Genomic DNA, 16,535 nt, shown 5'->3' with positions numbered 1-16,535 from the left:
CAATAATATGCATGCCCGCCCAATATTCCGCAGCAGCCGCCAATAGAAAAAGGAGCAAAGAATGATTCTTCGCTCCTTTTTTCGCTATGCGTATCTTTGCGGCTTACACCACGTATCCGCCTGCTTCGATGACGCGATCGGCAATCGACCGTTTCAAGGCAACCGTATTGATCGGCGTACGGCGTGTCAGCTTTTTCAGAATGGAGAGGCGCAGCCGCAGCTCATCTCCTTCTTCCATGAAAGCGAGCGCTTCTTTGGCCCACGCTTCGATGCGGTCAAACGCTTCCTGCACATAAACCGCTGTCATCGCAAGCTTATGCTGCTCCGCTTCCAGACCGTTTGCCGCAATCGCTTTTTCCGTGCGCTTCACGATGCTGTCCATCGCGTACAGCTCGATCAGCATGTCGGCAGCAAAAGCCAAAAGCTCCTGCTCCTTGGCAACCGCTTGCTGGTATTTCATCAGCGCAGAGCCTGCCACCATCAGGATGATTTTGCGTGTCATGTTGAGCAGATGCTTCTCGACCGCAAGTGGCGCTTCCTCGATCTCCTCCGGGTAATAGCTCATCAGTTCGGCTTGCAGGCTCGTTGCTGCTTGCATAAGCGGCAGTTCGCCTTTCATTGCCTTTTTCACCAACGTGTCCGGAATAAGCAGTCGGTTGATCTCGTTCGTGCCTTCAAAAATCCGGTTGATCCGCGAGTCGCGGTACATGTTCTCGATCTCGTACTCGGACATGAAGCCGTATCCGCCGTGGATTTGCAGGCCTTCGTCCACGCAGTAGTCCAAAACCTCTGTGGCAAACACCTTGTTGATCGAGCATTCGATAGCGTAATCGGCAATCGCCTTCGCCACTTCTGCACCGTCATCTGCTTTTTCGCCCAGTCGACTCAGTGCCATGTCGAACAGGCCGACTGTGCGGTAAACGGAGCTTTCTGCGGCGTACGTCTTGATTGCCATGTTCGCCAGTTTGTTTTTAATCAGAGTGAAATTGGCGAGTGGTGTCTTAAACTGCTTCCGCTCCTTCGCGTAGTTTGTCGCCAGCTCCAGCGCTTTTTTCGCGGAGCCGACTGCACCGACTGCCAGCTTGTAGCGGCCTACGTTCAAGATGTTGAAGGCGATGACGTGGCCTTTGCCCGGCTCGCCCAACAGGTTTTCCACTGGCACTGGCACGTCTTGCAAAATGACGGTGCGGGTCGAAGAGCACTTGATCCCCATTTTCTTTTCTTCCGGCCCAAACGACACGCCTGGGAAGTTGCGCTCGACGATAAAGGCCGTGAATTTTTCGCCGTCGATTTTCGCGTAGACGATAAATACGTCAGCAAAACCGGCGTTGGTGATCCATTGCTTTTCACCGTTAAGAATGTAGTGCTTGCCGTCAGCAGAAAGTGTCGCTGTCGTTTTCGCTCCCAGGGCGTCGGAGCCGGAGCCTGGCTCTGTCAGGCAATAGGCTGCGAGCCGTTTTCCGGACGCCAGATCAGGCAAATAGCGCTGCTTCTGATCCTCGTTTCCAAAGTAGACGATCGGCAGCGAACCGATGCCCACATGTGCGCCGAAGCTAATTGCGAAGCCGCGCGCCAGCGAAAACTTTTCAGTCACCAGAGCCGTACTGACTTTGTCCAGGCCAAGTCCATCGTACTTCTCCGGCACATCGCCAGCCAACAGACCAAGCTCCCCTGCTTCTTTCAGCAGACGGACGGAAATGTCGAAGTTGTGTTTTTCCAATTCTTCCAGATGCGGACGAACTTCGTTGACGACAAAGTCCTCTGTCGTTTTCGCGATCATTTTCTGCTCGTCGTTGTACTCCTCCGGCACGAACATATCGTCAGCCGAACCTGCGTCAATCAAAAAGCTTCCACCGCGGATCAATTCTTTCGTATCTGCCATGCTATCCCTCTCCTTTTATGAAAATGGACATACGTGCTAGATCATTTCAAAAACGCCTGCGGCGCCCATGCCTCCGCCGATGCACATCGTCACGACGCCGTACTTGCCGCCTCTGCGCTTCATTTCATTCAGCAGCGAGACAGTCAGCTTCGCGCCGCTGCAGCCGAGCGGATGGCCCAGGGCGATAGCGCCGCCGTTGACGTTTACTTTTTCCGGGTCCAGGCCAAGCTCGCGAATGACCGCAATCGACTGGGACGCGAACGCTTCGTTCAGCTCGAACAAATCGACGTCGCCCAGGCTGATTCCCGCCAGTTTCAACGCCTTCGGAATCGCGACGACCGGACCAATTCCCATGACATCCGGGTCCACCCCGCCAACGGTAAAGGAACGGAACTTGGCGATAGGCTGAACGCCCAGTTCTGCCGCTTTGTCGGCTGACATGACGATCACCGCTGCTGCGCCGTCGCTCGTTTGCGAAGAATTCCCGGCAGTTACAGTGCCCTGCACGTGGAAAACCGGCTTCAGCTTGGCAAGTGCCTCCATGGTCGTATCCGGGCGCGCACCTTCGTCCTTGTCAAAAATGCGCTCGCGGATATGCACCACTCCGGCTTCGTCTACCGTGTACTGCTTCACCGTCAAAGGAACGATTTCGTCCTGGAACTTGCCCGAGTTGATGGCCGCGACCGCGCGCTGATGGCTGCGCAGGGCGAACACGTCCTGGTCCTCGCGAGTCACATGGTAGCGCCGCGCCACTTCTTCTGCTGTATGCCCCATGCTCATGTACGCCTCTGGCATCGTTTCCACCAGGGTCGGGTTGAGCGCGATCTTGTGGCCGAGCATCGGCACGAGGCTCATGCTCTCCACTCCGCCTGCCACGACGACGTCCGAGCTGCCGACCATAATCTGCTGCGCCGCATAGGCAATCGTCTGCAAGCCGGAGGAGCAAAAACGGTTGATCGTAATGCCCGCTACGTTTGTCGGCAGTCCGGCGCGCAGTCCGATCAGCCGCGCCATGTTCATGCCCTGCTCCGCTTCCGGCACGGCCGTCCCCATGATGACGTCCTCAATTTCCGCCGGGTCCAGTTGCGGAACACGGCGAAGCAAATCCGCTACGACGGCTGCCCCCATGTCGACGGGATGCACGTCTTTGAGACTTCCTTTTTTCGCTCGGCCGACCGCAGTACGGGCCCCTGCGACGATTACTGCTTCTCTCATCGTTTTACCCTCCTTCTTTCTAGTTGCGCAAAGGCTTGTTTTTCATCAGCATGTGCTGCATCCGCTGCTGGGTCTTCGGCGTCTTGATAAGCGAGAGAAACGCTTGCTTTTCCAGCTCCAGAATGTAGCTCTCGGTCACTTCCGTACCCGCCGGCACGTTGCCGCCAGACATGACGTAGGCGATTTTCGATGCGATCAGCTCGTCATGCTCGGAAATGTATCCGCTCTTTTTCATCGCATAAATGTTTTGGCGTAAGTTAGCGTAGCCTGTCTCCCCGATGACGCGGATTTTGCGCGGCTGCGGCGGCGTGTAGCCTTCTTTGTCCATCGCAAGCACCAGCTGCTTCGCATCGTACAACAGATGGTCGGAGTTGATGCTGATTCTGTCCGTCGGCCGCAAGTAGCCAAGGTTGATCGCTTCCTGGCCGCTGGTCGAAACTTTTGCCATGGCAATGGTCTCAAACGCTCTGGCGACAAACGGGAACGGATCGACTGGCACGCTGCCGCCCTCCGGCACGTTTTCCATCGCCCGGAACAGCATCTCCTTCGTGCCGCCGCCACCTGGCAAAAGCCCGACGCCGACCTCGACAAGCCCAAGGTACGTCTCCGCCGCTGCCTGCACACGGTCGGCCAGGAACGTGACCTCGACACCGCCGCCGAGCGTCATGCCAAACGGTGCTGCCACGACCGGGCGATGCATGTAGCGAATCGCTCTCGCTGCTTTGTGGAAATTGCTGACGAGCATGTCAAGCTCCAGCCAGTTTTCATCCTGCGCCTCCATCAGTGCCATCGCGAGGTTCATCCCGACGCAGAAGTTTTTGCCCTGATTGCCGATGACTAGTCCGGCGAAGTTTTTCTGCACTTCTATTGCCGCCTGGTTCGCCATCTGCAATACATCCAGTCCGAGCGCGTTGTGCGGCGAAGTGAACTCCAGACACGCGACGCCATCTCCAAGGTCGATCAGGGCAGCGCCCGCGTTTTTCTTAATCAGCTTGCCTTGCTCCTTGAGCGCGGCCAGGTTGATGTTTTCCTTGTTTTCTTCGATGCCCTTGTAGACGCCGCCGATTGAAAAGACCTGGCGCTTGCCTTCTGCCTTCTGATAAAAGGAGGTTTTGCCGCTTGCAAGCAGTTCCTCAACCAGTGCGGGAATCCGCTCGTTTTCCTCGCGCATCCGCGCCACTGATTTTTCCACGCCGATGGCATCCCACGTCTCAAACGGCCCCATCTCCCAGCCGAAGCCCCACTTCATCGCCTGGTCGACCGCAACGATGTCGTCGGCGATCTCGTAAGCCTTTTCAGCCGAATACAGCAGCACTTTTTTGAAGACGCTCCAAACAAACTCGCTGCCCTTGTCCTTGCCGTACACGAGCGCCCGCAGCTTTTCCGGCAGCGTTTTCGCCGCCTTCGCTGCATCGAGCGACGGGAATTTCGGCTTTACGCTCGGGCGATACTCCAAGGTGTTGATGTCCAGCGCCAAAATTTCTTTGCCCTGCGCCGATTTCACCTGTTTGAAAAAGCCTTGCCCGGCCTTTTGCCCAATCCAGCGCTTCTCGACCATTTGCAAAACGAAATCCGGAACCTCAAAGATGGCACGCTCGGTTTCGTCCGTACTCTTGTTGCGGACGTTACCTGCCACATGGACGTACGTGTCCAGCCCGACGACATCCAGCGTGCGAAACGTCGCGCTCTTCGGACGGCCGATTACCGGGCCTGTCAGCGCGTCGACTTCATCTACCCCAAGACCAAGCCGCACCATCTCGTGGATCGAAACCTGCAATCCGTATGTACCGATGCGGTTGGCGATGAAGTTTGGCGTGTCCTTGCAGATGACCATTCCTTTTCCGAGTACATGCTCGCCAAAGTGCTTCATGAAGGCGACGATGGCCGGGTCGGTATCGCGTCCGGGAATCAGCTCCAGCAGCTTCAAATAGCGCGGCGGGTTGAAAAAGTGCGTGCCGAGAAAATGTTTGCGGAAGTCGTCTGAGCGGCCTTCTGCCATTTCGTTGATCGAAACGCCAGACGTATTGGAAGAGACAATCGTTCCGGGCCTGCGGTGTGCTTCGACTTGCGCAAGCACGCTTTTCTTCACTTCGAGGTTCTCCACGACGACCTCGATGATCCAGTCGACTTCGGCGAGCAGTGGCAAATGGTCCTCGAAGTTGCCTGCTGTTATCAGCTCGATGTTCTTTTTATCGTAGAGCGGGGCTGGCTTTTCCTTGAGAAGCCTGTCTTTGCCTGCCTGTGCAATGCGGTTTTTCACTGCGGGATCAGCCAGGGTCAGCCCTTTTTTGCTCTCGTCCGCCGTCAGCTCACGCGGTACGATGTCCAGCAAATAAGTAGGGATTCCGACGTTGGCGAGATGCGCGGCAATCCCGGCACCCATGACGCCCGCGCCAAGTACCGCCGCTTTGCGAATTTTGCGTTCCATCTTCAAATCCTCCTTTTTAGGGAACCTCTGTCGAGGCATAGTCACGAATGCTGTCTTACTCGCTTAATTTTCAGACTAGTAGATATTTTTATAAGTTCTACTATTCTTTACCATATTCCTGTATGAGCAGGCTCATGCTTTTGTTGAATGAATGCTCATTCATTTTGTTGGCCAAAAAATACATCCCACGCATTGGCTTTGCTTCCCGCCTTGAGATGTTTGGCTGCTCCCGACTGAATCACCGTTCAGTTTTATTGTAAACGAAAATTCTGTCATTTGCAATCGCCACTTGCCACTGTTTCTGCTTTTTGCAAAACAACAAGGTGCTGTCTTCCTGGGGACAGCCGTTCACGTGGAAGGGTGGGATCGGACGACGTTTCCCGCGTTTGACGACGAGCCGAAGCAAGGAACGCCCCCACCCCCGGAACCGCCGTTTGATTGGGGAAAGCTGGCCCTTTGCGTGCTCGGGGCTGTGGCGATTGTTGGGGCAGTGGCATTGACGGTAGCGACGTTTGGCGCTGGTGCGGTGATTGGAGCGGCAGCGGTTGGGGCAGCTTTGGGAGCGATAGGCGGTGTCGTGATGACCGCCTCGAACGATCTCATCAACGGGGAGGCGAGCAGTCCGTCCGCGTATATCAAAAGCGCCGCCCAAGGGGCCGTGATCGGCGCGGTATGCGGAGCGATTTTCGGCCCCGTTGCAGGCATTAGCGGAGGAGCGGTTGTGCCGCTGACGGGCGGACAAACGACCGTAGGGCTTGGCTCGGCGATGTTTATGGGGGGAACCTCGGGATATATTGATTATTCGCTGCGGGAGCTGTGGGACGGCCGGACGCCGGATGGAGGCCAGGCGTTGGAGTCGTTTGCGGTTGGGGCAGCACTGGGCGGAGCTTTTTCCGTAGGGACGTCCTGGTTGGCGAAAGGTGCTGAGAGGGTTCGCGGGGCGTTGAAGCGGGGGGCGAGTTCTGGGGTTGAGGCGACGGGGAACCCCGTAGTAAAAAGAGAATTTAGGACAGCAACACAAGCTGATAAGGATTTAATTGATCAACTAAGAATTAAATACACTGCAGGTAAAACGAGAAACGTTGCAGCTGCAAAGGGGAAAATCGGAGATGATATAATAAATTTAGAAAGTGTTAGTGGTAAGTTTACTGACAAAGATTATTTCAACAAAGGGAACTTTAAGCCTCCACAACCGGATGAATATAAGCATCAAGGTCCTATATCAGAATTTACTAATCATACAGAGCAGAAAATCGTTGGATATTTAAGAACCAAATATAAAGACAATCCAAATATTAAAGGTGAAATAGAGATTATTTCTGAACGCCCCTACTGTGACAACTGTATAGATTTAGTTGGATCAGTTCCAACTAGAATTTCCAAACATTACAGTGACGCGTGTGGAGGTATTACCAAAAGGAGAAAAATAGAATGAAGTATCTATCTAATTTTATCTGTTTGCTAAACAATGATGGGATACCGATGATTCCATGTACCGATGAGGATTTGACATATTTACAAAAAATGATTGACGGTAAGAAATTTCCAGAAGCATATCTTGAATTCCTTAAAACAATGGGTAGAGGTACAGAACATACTTTTTTACGAGGCCATTCTTGCTTCATGGATGAATTATTCATTATAAATGAAGGTGGGCGGGAATTACTGGAGGAAAATGACTTTTCTAAGAACTTAACAGAAAATGACTTTGTTTTTTGGATGAGTCAAGGATGTATGTTTTGCTTTTTCAAATTTAATGAGGGTGATAATCCTCCAGTTTATTTTTATTCTGAGAGTAGTGATCAAGACGACTTTTACAAAATCGCAGATTCGTTTACCGATTTCTTAGTAGGAATGTATACAAAAGACAAAAATATATTTAAAAAGAAAGATTAATGAATATTATGTTGGAATTTTTACCAAAAAACATATCTAAAGTTTACATATTAAAGCAAGACCGTTCAAACTCTTGATAAACTTTTAAAAGCTCTTTCCCCTCTTGAACCATGATTAGGGAATGAGCTTTTTTGGATTGGATTGTTAATGCAGTTAGAAATTCACCTGATTGGCGGATAGTGCTTGAACTAGCTGATGAAATCAAGGGTTACTTAGGGGCTGATTAAAAACTGCCTCCTGTTTGTAAACAAATGGATAAACAGTACAATGTTGAGTGAATCCTTGTTTCGTTAAACCATTGCACATATTCCCCTAATTCTTGCTATTTCAGCGAAGAACTACGCAATGTGGAGGATGATTAAATCTGGACTTATTAAAATTAAGCAAGGAAATAAACAGTGGGAATCTGTAGACGAGCAAGTTATCGTTAATATGATTGAGAATTCAGCTAAGAAACGACATGAGATTTTAAATGGTAAAATTAGAGCACTTTATGGTCATTCAACTCCTCAAAAAATATTAAAAACTGTAGCTACTCCACCATCAATCCTTTTTCATGGAACATCTAGGCATCTATTTGAACGCATTAGGAATGAGGGGCTTAAACCAATGGCAAGGCAGTACGTTCATATGTCTGTTGATATTCATACAGCCAACATGGTGGGAAAACGTAAGGATTCAAAACCAATACTATTAAAAATTCAGGCAGGAAATGCTGCACGTGACGGGGTGAAATTTTACCAAGGCAACAATTTAGTTTGGTTGGCAGATTATGTTCCATCTCAATATATTTCTGTAGAACAAACTCGATTCGCTTAATTTAACCTTGGCTGGCTTCATGCCTTTGAGGTTTTTTTTGGTGGGGGTAGTGCCGAATGTATAAGTCGAGGTTGAAAACGTGCTCGGTCACATCAAGGGCAATCGGCCGTTCCATCGGTTCCTTGCTCGTGCCAGGGCAGTTTCACACCGAGTTTGGGATTGTGGCTTTGGCCCACACCCCACTGAAAGTAGCGAGTATCACCTCACCACTTTCCACCCAAAACAAAAGAACCAAAAAAATGGGACGGGGACAATTGCGTTTCCCGCCCCATTTTTTTTGGTTTTGGACTTACTTATTAGACAGCCACCTATACCTTGGCACCCGCCTATTTTTCCGAATAAAGCACCGCAATGATTTTCCGCCCAAAAGCACTGGACGCATCCGGCTCCAGCTTGTACTCGATCTGGAAGTCTCCGTTTACCGGATCGAGATAGTGGCCGATCAGCCAAAGGATTTTCGGGTCGTTGCTATCTGCCTTGCTCGTAAGCGTCATCGGGCCGTTGTACTTCGGCACTTGCGGAAGCGTCGCCATTGTTTGTAAAGTTTCGGGAGCGAACACTGCCGCCAGACGGGCCTGATTGTTTTTCTCCAGTGCGAAAAGAGCCGAGCGCAAGTACAACTGTGCGATTTTTTGCTGCTGAACCAACGTTCCGCGGAACTGGGCAGCTATATCGGTGCGGTAATAATCGAGCAGTCGCTTCATGACGACGGCGTATTCGGCACGGGTCATGATCCTCTCGGGTGAAAACGTCTTTTCTGTCAAAAACAGCTGGAACTCGCGGATAGCCAGCGGGTACGGAGAGTATGTATCACGGTAGAACCGATCCTGCTTCCACTCGTAAAAGCTGTTGAAGTAAGTAACGGCGTCCTGCGGCTTCAAATTGGCCGTCCGGAATTTTTGCGGAGCCAGCACATGGAACAAGATCAGACTGGCCTCTTCCCTGGACAAAGGCCGCTGCATGGCTTCGCTGGACAGCCACCAGTCAGGATTTTCTTTCTGCTGCTTTCTGAGCAGTTGTCCGCTTTCGGCGAGATGCAAGTAATAGAGCATCCGGTCGCCAGGATCGTAGCTGGAAAGAGCGTTCGTTTCAACTTGCCAAATCGCCTTCATATTGACCAACAGCTGTTCTACTTCCCCCCGGAGCAGATAGCGGTGGTCCAGATTGTTTTTTCGCTGCGGCTGCTCAAGCGAGCCGTACGCTGTCTCAAATACGCGGTTGAGCAATGCCAGTGCTTCGCCGCGGGTGATCGGGTTGTTCGGATAAAACGCGTGCTTGCTGTTTCGTTTCACAATCCCCAGATTTGCCAGTTCTTCAATCTGTTGCTCTGCCCAGTGTCCTTGGGTGTCATCGAAAACACCTGCAGCATGTGCCCCGCCCGTCCATATCCCTTGCACGAGCAGCAACGCCATGAGAAAACAGAGAGCAAAACGCTTCATGTTTTACGCATACTCCTTTCTTCGTTTGCCAGAATCTTTACCCCTTTTCTATGTAGATGTTCCTGCCCTCTCCTGGGCAGAAATGTCCCGGACTCGACATTCGTCTCGGACAACAATGATCCCCCTTTCATGTATCGGGATGGATCGCGCACTTCTTTATACCCCGTTTTCCCCAAATGTCCCTCATTTGCCTTTATCCAGTGAAAAAAGCCGCACTCCGGCACGGGAAGAACCGCTTCCAGAAGCAGCCTGACTATCCTCAATCCTCAATATTTTCCAGCCATTTTGGCCCTTTGACAACAAGCATCCGGTAAATGGCAACGTCCAACAGGGCAAAAAGAGCGAAAAGCCCCAGCGCCGTTGCGAACAGGGAAGCCTCCACATACATCACACACACGGCAACCAATCCTCCCGTCACCAAGCCGAAGAGCAGCGAAAACAGCGGATTGAAATTTTGCTTCACCGCTTCCTGTTCCGAACTCCATACCAGCTTGGGCAGGTGCAGGTCGACCATGATGCCGATCAGGTTGATGAAAATTACGCCTGGAATCCCGCACAGGGCCGCCCAAAAAATGAACTTTCCGGACAGCGACAGAAGCCAGACAGCTTCGGCCAGCAGCACCAGCATGCCCACCATGCTGAGGATGATGCCGGGCATGACTTTTGCCAGCAAAAGGTGCTGAGGCAAAATCGGCAATGTCTTGTTGTAAAAGAACCCTTGTCCATCCCTGGAAATCGCCGTAACCGAGGTACTGTTAAGAGCGCCAAGCAGCAGAATCGCCGCGAAGGCAATCGCCAGGCTGACAGCCCCGGCATGCTCGCCCTGCAGTGACGCTTGCAGGCGCGCGAGCAACTCTCCGCTATCCCGACGGGCGAGCACAGGCAGCAAGGCCAGGATCGGGATGAGCAGGCTAGAGAGCGTGCAGTTCAGCAAAAAGGCGGGCGTCCGCCAAAGAATTTTCCATTCCTTCCAGAAGTAAGACAGTAGTCTTGAGCGCTGCTTCACGAGTTTTTGAAAAGCCGTCTTTCCGATCGCCTTTCGTTTGGCTGCGGCTTCGCTGATCCCCATGACCCCCGCGAAGTAAAAACTGTTTCCGACCACAAGAAAGACGACAAGACTGGCAAGAACCACGAGGAAAAAAGCGGCCAAAAAGCCGAGCGATTCCAGTGTGCCACCATCTTGCAAAGCGAGCGCGGCCAGCCTGCCCGCCGGGAAAAACTGCGTCACCAGATTCAACAGCGCGTTCTCCTGGCTCGCAATCATTTGCTGCAACTGTTCCAGGCTGTCTACCCCGCCGCTCGACTGGCGCTGGACGAACATTTGAAACCCGACTGCCAGACAGATCGCGAACAGGCCGCTGATTAGCCGGAAGCGCTCCTTGCTTTTGCCCACGTTCGTAAAGCGCATGAACAGCATGACAAGAAGAGCCGCCATCACTAACGGCACGATGGGCACAGCCAAAAAAATGAGGACGGCAAACAGGTAGTACACAATGCCTCCCCCGCTTTTCACCCCGTATGTTACCAAAAGCGGTCCCAGCAAGACCAGTGCCGTAAGATACTCGTAGCAGAGCGCGACAACGAATTTGGCTCCCAAAATGTGCGCGGGCCGAAGCGGCAACGGCAGCAGTTGCTCGACATCCTGCGAGTAATAAAACACGCTCAGGACGTACAAAATCCCGAAGATGAAAATGGCCAGCGAAGCCACTGTAAATCCTAGCCCAAGCAGCGCCCCTTCCTGTCCGATCAGCGCAAGACCGTCGTACATCGCGGAAAGAAAGACGACTGCCCCGAGAATCATTGGGATAATTCCGATGACGAGCGCCAAAACAAGCAACAGCTTCTTCCAGCCGCTTCCTTTTTTCGCCCCCCAGATCGATTCCGCATTTTTTAACAGCACTTTGGATAACAGCAGGACTTTACTCATGCTTCGTCAGCTCCAGGAACAGGCTTTCCAGCGAATGATCCGACTGAAAATGCTGCTGCATCTCCTTGAAAGTGCCGCAAAACAAAATTTTCCCCTTGTTGATAATCGCGACACGGTCACACAGTTTTTCTGCCACTTCCAGCACGTGTGTGGAAAAAAATACCGTTCGTCCACTGTCGGCATGCTCCCGCATCATTTCCTTTAGCGTAAATGACGCCTTGGGATCGAGTCCGGTCAGCGGCTCGTCGAGAATCCACACCTTTGGGTTATGGACAAGCACACCCATTATCATGATTTTTTGCCGCATCCCGTGCGAGTAGCTCTGAATCGGATCGCCGAGCGCACTCGTCATTTCAAAGCGGCTCGCCAGCTCCAGAATCCGCTGCCCGCGCACGTCTTTTGGCACCTGGTACATATCGGCCATGAAGTTTATGTACTCCAGCCCTTTCAGCCGCAAAAACTGGTCCGGACTGTCCGGCACGTAGCCAAATTGCTGCTTGGCCTCAAGCGGCTGTGTCGCGATGTTTTTTCCGTTAATCGTGATCTCGCCCTGGTCCGGGCGGATAATTCCCGTCACCATCTTGATCGTGGTCGTCTTCCCTGCGCCATTGGGGCCAAGGAACCCGAATATTTCTCCATTTGGCACCGTGAGATTCAGTTGATCGACCGCTTTGTTTGTTCCATTGTAGCTTTTCGTCACATTTATCAGCTCAATCATGCCCGTCCCTCCTTTTGCTTATCGTCTTTTCATTTCCATAAGATTCCACCTTATGCTATACGCCCGCACTCCCAAAAAGTTGCGGATACGCAAAAAAGCCGTCAGTTTCCCAACGGCTCATCACGCATTTTTGTCCAGCGCAAAAATCAGCTTGAACACACAACCATATCTACTCTAGCGGGAGAAAGCTTCCATCGCGCAGCATGGTCAGCTCGCCCATGATGAATGCCAAATCCTCGGATTCACCCAGCTTGCCACTCTCCGCCAGCGCTTCCAGGCGGCGCAGCAGCATGTTCGCAAAATCGGCGATTTGTACAGGCTGTGCTTCCATATCGGCGTCATCGAGCACATCGTAGCTGGTCAGTGCTTCCAGGTGTGTCACGATGCGGAATCCGCCGATCTCTCCCAAAAATTCCTGCTTGTTGATTTTCGATTTTTCCAGCTTTTGCAGCATGGACAAGATATCGTTTGCTACTACGCTTGGAAAAGCAACCTGGTAAAAGTTGCGGTTTTTCGCCTCGACGGTCTTGATAATCAAAATGTCAATGCCATCCGGCTTTTTCGCTTTTTTTCCAAATCCAAACATGTATGTTCACCTCATATCGTTCGATCTGCACAACTCTCTTCATGATAGACATAATCCGGGTGTCAGACAACCCCTATCCTGTTTCCTTTTTCCCGAACATGACGGCTGTTTTGCAACTGGCTCCTTTTCACTTGGTTATTTTTTTCTTTGGCCACACATGCTAACAGGTAACAACGGCTTTTCAAGTGAGGTGCGCGATGAAAACCAACTGGAAAAAGTGGATGATTTTTCTGTCCTTCTCCCTGATCGTCACAGGCTGTGCCCTTCCCGGCAAGGAAGAGAGCAAAAGCAAGACGAAGGCCCGGAACAAACCCGTGAAGCTGTCTGCAATTCAGAAGCTCGGCGACAACAAAATGGATGTCGTCCTGTTCCTCAACCGTGCCGAGCATTTGCTGGAGGAAGTGTACTTCGCCGCGCTCGACAACGCCAAGGGCAAGACGATCTACGAGGATGGGCTGGTGTTCCGCGAGCTGCCGAAGCGATTTGACAGCAAGGATAAAATCGTCAATTACTTTGGACGTTTTTGGAGCAAGCCGCTGGCACTTTCCATGTACGACAAGCTGACGACGAAGCTCGTCAAGGAAAAGCTGTACATTGCGATCCCGCGCGTCGACTACCCGGTCCTGATCTCCGTCCGCAATACGACTGTCGCCAAAGAAAACGGCGAACTGAACGTGACGGTCCAGAACGCAACCGACCCGTCTTTTGCCTCCGACCAGACGCTTCAATACCGCCTCGTTCGCGACCAGAAGACGAAACGGTTCGAGATCAAGTCGAGAGCGGGCGCATATGGCAGCGAACAATTTCAATAATTTCTCTTGACATTTCTTATATGCCCGACGAATAATAGTGAATTAACAAGCGCATAGCAAGCGGCAATGACGGGGAACAGTAAAACCGCCCTTCAGGTCCAGAGAGCGAAATCCGGCGGCTGAGAGATTTCGTCCATGAATCGGTTTGAACCCACCCCAGAGCATCCAGGGAAGACCTGGACAGGTTTCTTTCACCTGTTATCAAAGAAAGAGAGCTGGATGTTTGCGACTTGACGGGTATTTTCTGTCGGCAAACGTCAATTAAGGTGGTACCGCGTAAGGCTAACATGCCCTTTCGTCCTTAACAAAGAGACGATTGGGCTTTTTTTATTGCTTTTTTACATGGATACAAGTGAGTGCTAGGAGGTCAAGGCATGAAGAAGGGAAAAATGCGAGTGGTGGTCAAAGTCGGCAGCAGTTCGATTGCCGCAGCGGGCGGTGGGGTGGACCCGGCGAAAATGTCCTTGCTCGTCTCTGCCATCAGCAAGCTGCGCGAAGCCGGGCACCAGGTCGTGCTCGTTTCCTCGGGTGCGGTCGCGAGCGGCTATCAACTGCTTGGCTACCAGCAGCGCCCCCGCTCTCTCGCTGCCAAGCAGGCCGCGGCAGCCATCGGGCAAAGCCTGCTGATGCAGACGTATACGCAAATGTTCGCAGCCCATCACCTCAGCGTGGCGCAAATTTTGTTGACGCGGGGAGACTTCTCGGATCGCGAGCGCTATCAGCACGCTTTTCAGACGTTGTCGCTGCTTTTGGACAAAAACATTTTGCCGATCATCAACGAAAATGACACCGTATCGGTTGCGGAGCTGACCTTTGGCGACAACGACATGCTCGGCGCGCTGGTCGCCGGGCTGGTCCACGCTGATTTGTACATGATTCTCACCGATACGAACGGACTGTACGACAAAGACCCGCGCCACCATCCAGACGCCCGGCGTATTGACTCGCTTGAGCAGGTGACAGAGGAAATCGAGGCGTTGGCAGGAGGAGCGTCACAGCTCGGCACGGGCGGTATGCGCTCGAAGCTGATCGCCGCGAAAACGGCGCAAGGCTTGGGGATTCCGAGCTTTATCGGAAAATTGGCGCAATCGGCTGATCTCGTCAAGGTGCTGGAAGGAAACGGTGACGGCACCTACGTCGGCTATCATCCCGAAGCGCCAGTATCAGCCGGCGTCTCCACGCGCAAACAATGGATTGCGCTCCACTCCCCTGTTCGCGGCAAGATTACTGTCGACAGCGGGGCGGCGGAGGCGATTTTGGAAAAAAGCCGCAGCCTGCTTCTGGCGGGCGTCCGCGATGTCTCGGGGATGTTCGAGGAAGGCGAGGTGATCGAGGTGTATTGCGAAGGCACCTTGATCGGCAGGGGCGTCAGCAGGTACGGCGCGGCCCAGCTTCTGGAATCTCTCTCACCTTCCGGATTGACGCGACGCAGCGGTACCGTGATACACCGTGATGAATGGACCCCGGCACGCTCGAAAGCATTTTTAACTTAAACCGCTTTTTACTGAAAAAGAGAGATAAGGAGATGGGGAGACAATGGAAAACCTGAAAGAAAAAGTGTATGCACAGCTCTCACTGGCCAAACAGGCTTCCCGACAAATGGCGCTGTTGACCCGTACAGAAAAAGACAAGGCACTGGCTGCCATCGGAGAAAAACTGCTGGCTGATGCCCAAACCATCCTGGCGGCAAACGAGCTGGATATTGCCAAGGCGGAAGCTGACGGCCAGCCCGCTTCCTACCTCGACCGCCTGCGCCTGACACCTGCGCGTATAAACGATCTTGTCGAGAGTCTGGCTGCCTTGGCCGCTCTCGATGATCCTGTCGGACAAAAAATGGCTTCCTGGACGCGGCCGAACGGTCTTGTCATCGAACAGATTCGCGTCCCGCTCGGCGTCATCGGCATGGTGTACGAAGCGCGGCCCAATGTCACGGTCGATGCGGCGGCGATTGCGCTGAAAACCGGCAATGCGATCGTCCTGCGCGGCAGCCACAGCGCCGTCAACAGCAACGTCGCACTCGCCCGCTCGATTCGCGAAGCGCTGGCAGCGACAGACCTCCCCGAGGACGCCGTGCAGTACCTGCCTTTTGCCGAGCATGCCTCTGTCGATCTGTTATGTACCGCAAACGGGCTGGTCGACGTCATCATCCCGCGCGGCGGAGCAGGCCTGATCCAGCGCGTGCTGCAACTGTCCAGCGTGCCTGTGCTGGAAACGGGAGTGGGCAACTGCCATATCTACATCGATCAGGCGGCCCGCTACGACATGGCAGAAGCCATCACCGTCAATGCGAAAACAAGCCGCCCCGCCGTCTGCAACGCAGCCGAAACGCTGCTTCTCCACCGCAACTGGCCGCACGACTACCAGCGGGCGCTTTTGCAAAAGCTGCTCGATCAAGGAGTCGAGCTGCGCGCCTGCGAGAAAACGCGGGAGGCACACCATGAGCTGGCTTCTCTCCTGCACGAAGCGCAGGCAGAGGACTGGGATACGGAATACACCGCTCTCATCCTGGCTGTCCGCACCGTCGATAGCCTGGACGAAGCGATTGCGCATATTACCGCACACAGCACGGGCCACTCCGAAGCGATTGTGACGGAAGACGCTGCGGCAGCCAATCAATTTTTGTCCGCTGTCGATGCAACTGCTGTCTATCATAACGCCTCTACCCGCTTTACCGACGGCGGCGAGTTCGGCTTTGGCGCGGAGATCGGCATCAGCACGCAAAAGCTGCACGCCCGCGGGCCGATGGGTTTGCCCGCACTCACTTCCTACAAGTACGTCGTACGTGGAACCGGACAAATTCGCTAGGCCAAAGG

The 16,535-nt window shown here is 53.0% G+C and carries 13 protein-coding genes; 6 read left to right on the top strand and 7 right to left on the bottom strand.

What is annotated here, in order from left to right:
• Positions 1 to 103 precede the first annotated feature (103 nt).
• Genes EDM57_RS20235 through EDM57_RS20225 form a run of 3 tightly spaced genes read right to left on the bottom strand, consistent with a single transcriptional unit; the run spans position 104 to position 5,525 of the window.
• Positions 104 to 1,882: an acyl-CoA dehydrogenase family protein gene (locus tag EDM57_RS20235; RefSeq protein WP_122906500.1), complete on the bottom strand. Its 1,779-nt coding sequence runs from the start codon at positions 1,880 to 1,882 to the stop codon at positions 104 to 106.
• A 36-nt stretch (positions 1,883 to 1,918) separates the two neighbouring features.
• Positions 1,919 to 3,097 carry an acetyl-CoA C-acetyltransferase gene (locus EDM57_RS20230; protein WP_122906499.1) on the bottom strand — a complete coding sequence of 393 codons (1,179 nt, stop codon included), beginning with the start codon at positions 3,095 to 3,097 and terminating at the stop codon, positions 1,919 to 1,921.
• A 19-nt stretch (positions 3,098 to 3,116) separates the two neighbouring features.
• Positions 3,117 to 5,525: a 3-hydroxyacyl-CoA dehydrogenase/enoyl-CoA hydratase family protein gene (locus tag EDM57_RS20225; RefSeq protein ID WP_122906498.1), complete on the bottom strand. Its 2,409-nt coding sequence runs from the start codon at positions 5,523 to 5,525 to the stop codon at positions 3,117 to 3,119.
• Between the two features lie 496 nt (positions 5,526 to 6,021).
• On the opposite strand from EDM57_RS20225, the gene EDM57_RS20220 reads away from it, so the two are divergent.
• From EDM57_RS20220 to EDM57_RS20210, 3 genes are all read left to right on the top strand, one after another.
• Positions 6,022 to 6,960: a phage tail family protein gene (locus tag EDM57_RS20220; protein WP_148039129.1), complete on the top strand. Its 939-nt coding sequence runs from the start codon at positions 6,022 to 6,024 to the stop codon at positions 6,958 to 6,960.
• On the top strand, positions 6,957 to 7,421 hold the full coding sequence (locus EDM57_RS20215) for an SMI1/KNR4 family protein (RefSeq protein WP_122906496.1): 465 nt from the start codon (positions 6,957 to 6,959) through the stop codon (positions 7,419 to 7,421). Before EDM57_RS20220 ends, EDM57_RS20215 begins: the two co-directional genes overlap by 4 nt.
• Positions 7,422 to 7,775: 354 nt before the next feature.
• Positions 7,776 to 8,240 carry an RNA 2'-phosphotransferase gene (locus tag EDM57_RS20210; RefSeq protein ID WP_246005865.1) on the top strand — a complete coding sequence of 155 codons (465 nt, stop codon included), beginning with the start codon at positions 7,776 to 7,778 and terminating at the stop codon, positions 8,238 to 8,240.
• 326 nt (positions 8,241 to 8,566) lie between these two features.
• Here EDM57_RS20210 and EDM57_RS20205 read toward each other — a convergent pair whose 3' ends face one another.
• The 4 genes from EDM57_RS20205 to EDM57_RS20185 all read right to left on the bottom strand — a co-directional run bounded on the left by EDM57_RS20205 (position 8,567) and on the right by EDM57_RS20185 (position 12,910).
• Entirely contained in the window at positions 8,567 to 9,679 is a 1,113-nt protein-coding gene (locus tag EDM57_RS20205; RefSeq protein ID WP_122906494.1) for an S-layer homology domain-containing protein, read from the bottom strand.
• A gap of 259 nt (positions 9,680 to 9,938) precedes the next feature.
• Entirely contained in the window at positions 9,939 to 11,606 is a 1,668-nt protein-coding gene (locus EDM57_RS20195) for a putative ABC transporter permease subunit (RefSeq protein WP_122906492.1), read from the bottom strand.
• On the bottom strand, positions 11,599 to 12,324 hold the full coding sequence (locus EDM57_RS20190; RefSeq protein ID WP_122906491.1) for an ABC transporter ATP-binding protein: 726 nt from the start codon (positions 12,322 to 12,324) through the stop codon (positions 11,599 to 11,601). Before EDM57_RS20190 ends, EDM57_RS20195 begins: the two co-directional genes overlap by 8 nt.
• Before the next feature lie 169 nt (positions 12,325 to 12,493).
• Positions 12,494 to 12,910 (bottom strand): hypothetical protein, encoded by a 417-nt coding sequence (locus EDM57_RS20185; RefSeq protein WP_122906490.1) that lies wholly within the window; start codon positions 12,908 to 12,910, stop codon positions 12,494 to 12,496.
• Positions 12,911 to 13,107: 197 nt separating this feature from the next.
• Here EDM57_RS20185 and EDM57_RS20180 point away from each other — a divergent pair, with 197 nt between their 5' ends.
• The 3 genes from EDM57_RS20180 to EDM57_RS20170 all read left to right on the top strand — a co-directional run bounded on the left by EDM57_RS20180 (position 13,108) and on the right by EDM57_RS20170 (position 16,527).
• Complete coding sequence (locus tag EDM57_RS20180) at positions 13,108 to 13,722, top strand: hypothetical protein (RefSeq protein WP_122906489.1); 615 nt, start codon at positions 13,108 to 13,110, stop codon at positions 13,720 to 13,722.
• A 374-nt stretch (positions 13,723 to 14,096) separates the two neighbouring features.
• On the top strand, positions 14,097 to 15,215 hold the full coding sequence (proB, locus tag EDM57_RS20175) for a glutamate 5-kinase (RefSeq protein ID WP_122906488.1): 1,119 nt from the start codon (positions 14,097 to 14,099) through the stop codon (positions 15,213 to 15,215).
• Between the two features lie 43 nt (positions 15,216 to 15,258).
• Positions 15,259 to 16,527 (top strand): glutamate-5-semialdehyde dehydrogenase, encoded by a 1,269-nt coding sequence (locus EDM57_RS20170; protein ID WP_122906487.1) that lies wholly within the window; start codon positions 15,259 to 15,261, stop codon positions 16,525 to 16,527.
• Positions 16,528 to 16,535 lie beyond the last annotated feature (8 nt).

It is taken from the genome of Brevibacillus gelatini, assembly GCF_003710935.1.
GTDB lineage: Bacteria > Bacillota > Bacilli > Brevibacillales > Brevibacillaceae > Brevibacillus > Brevibacillus gelatini.
This window is presented reverse-complemented; position numbering and strand designations above follow the sequence as displayed.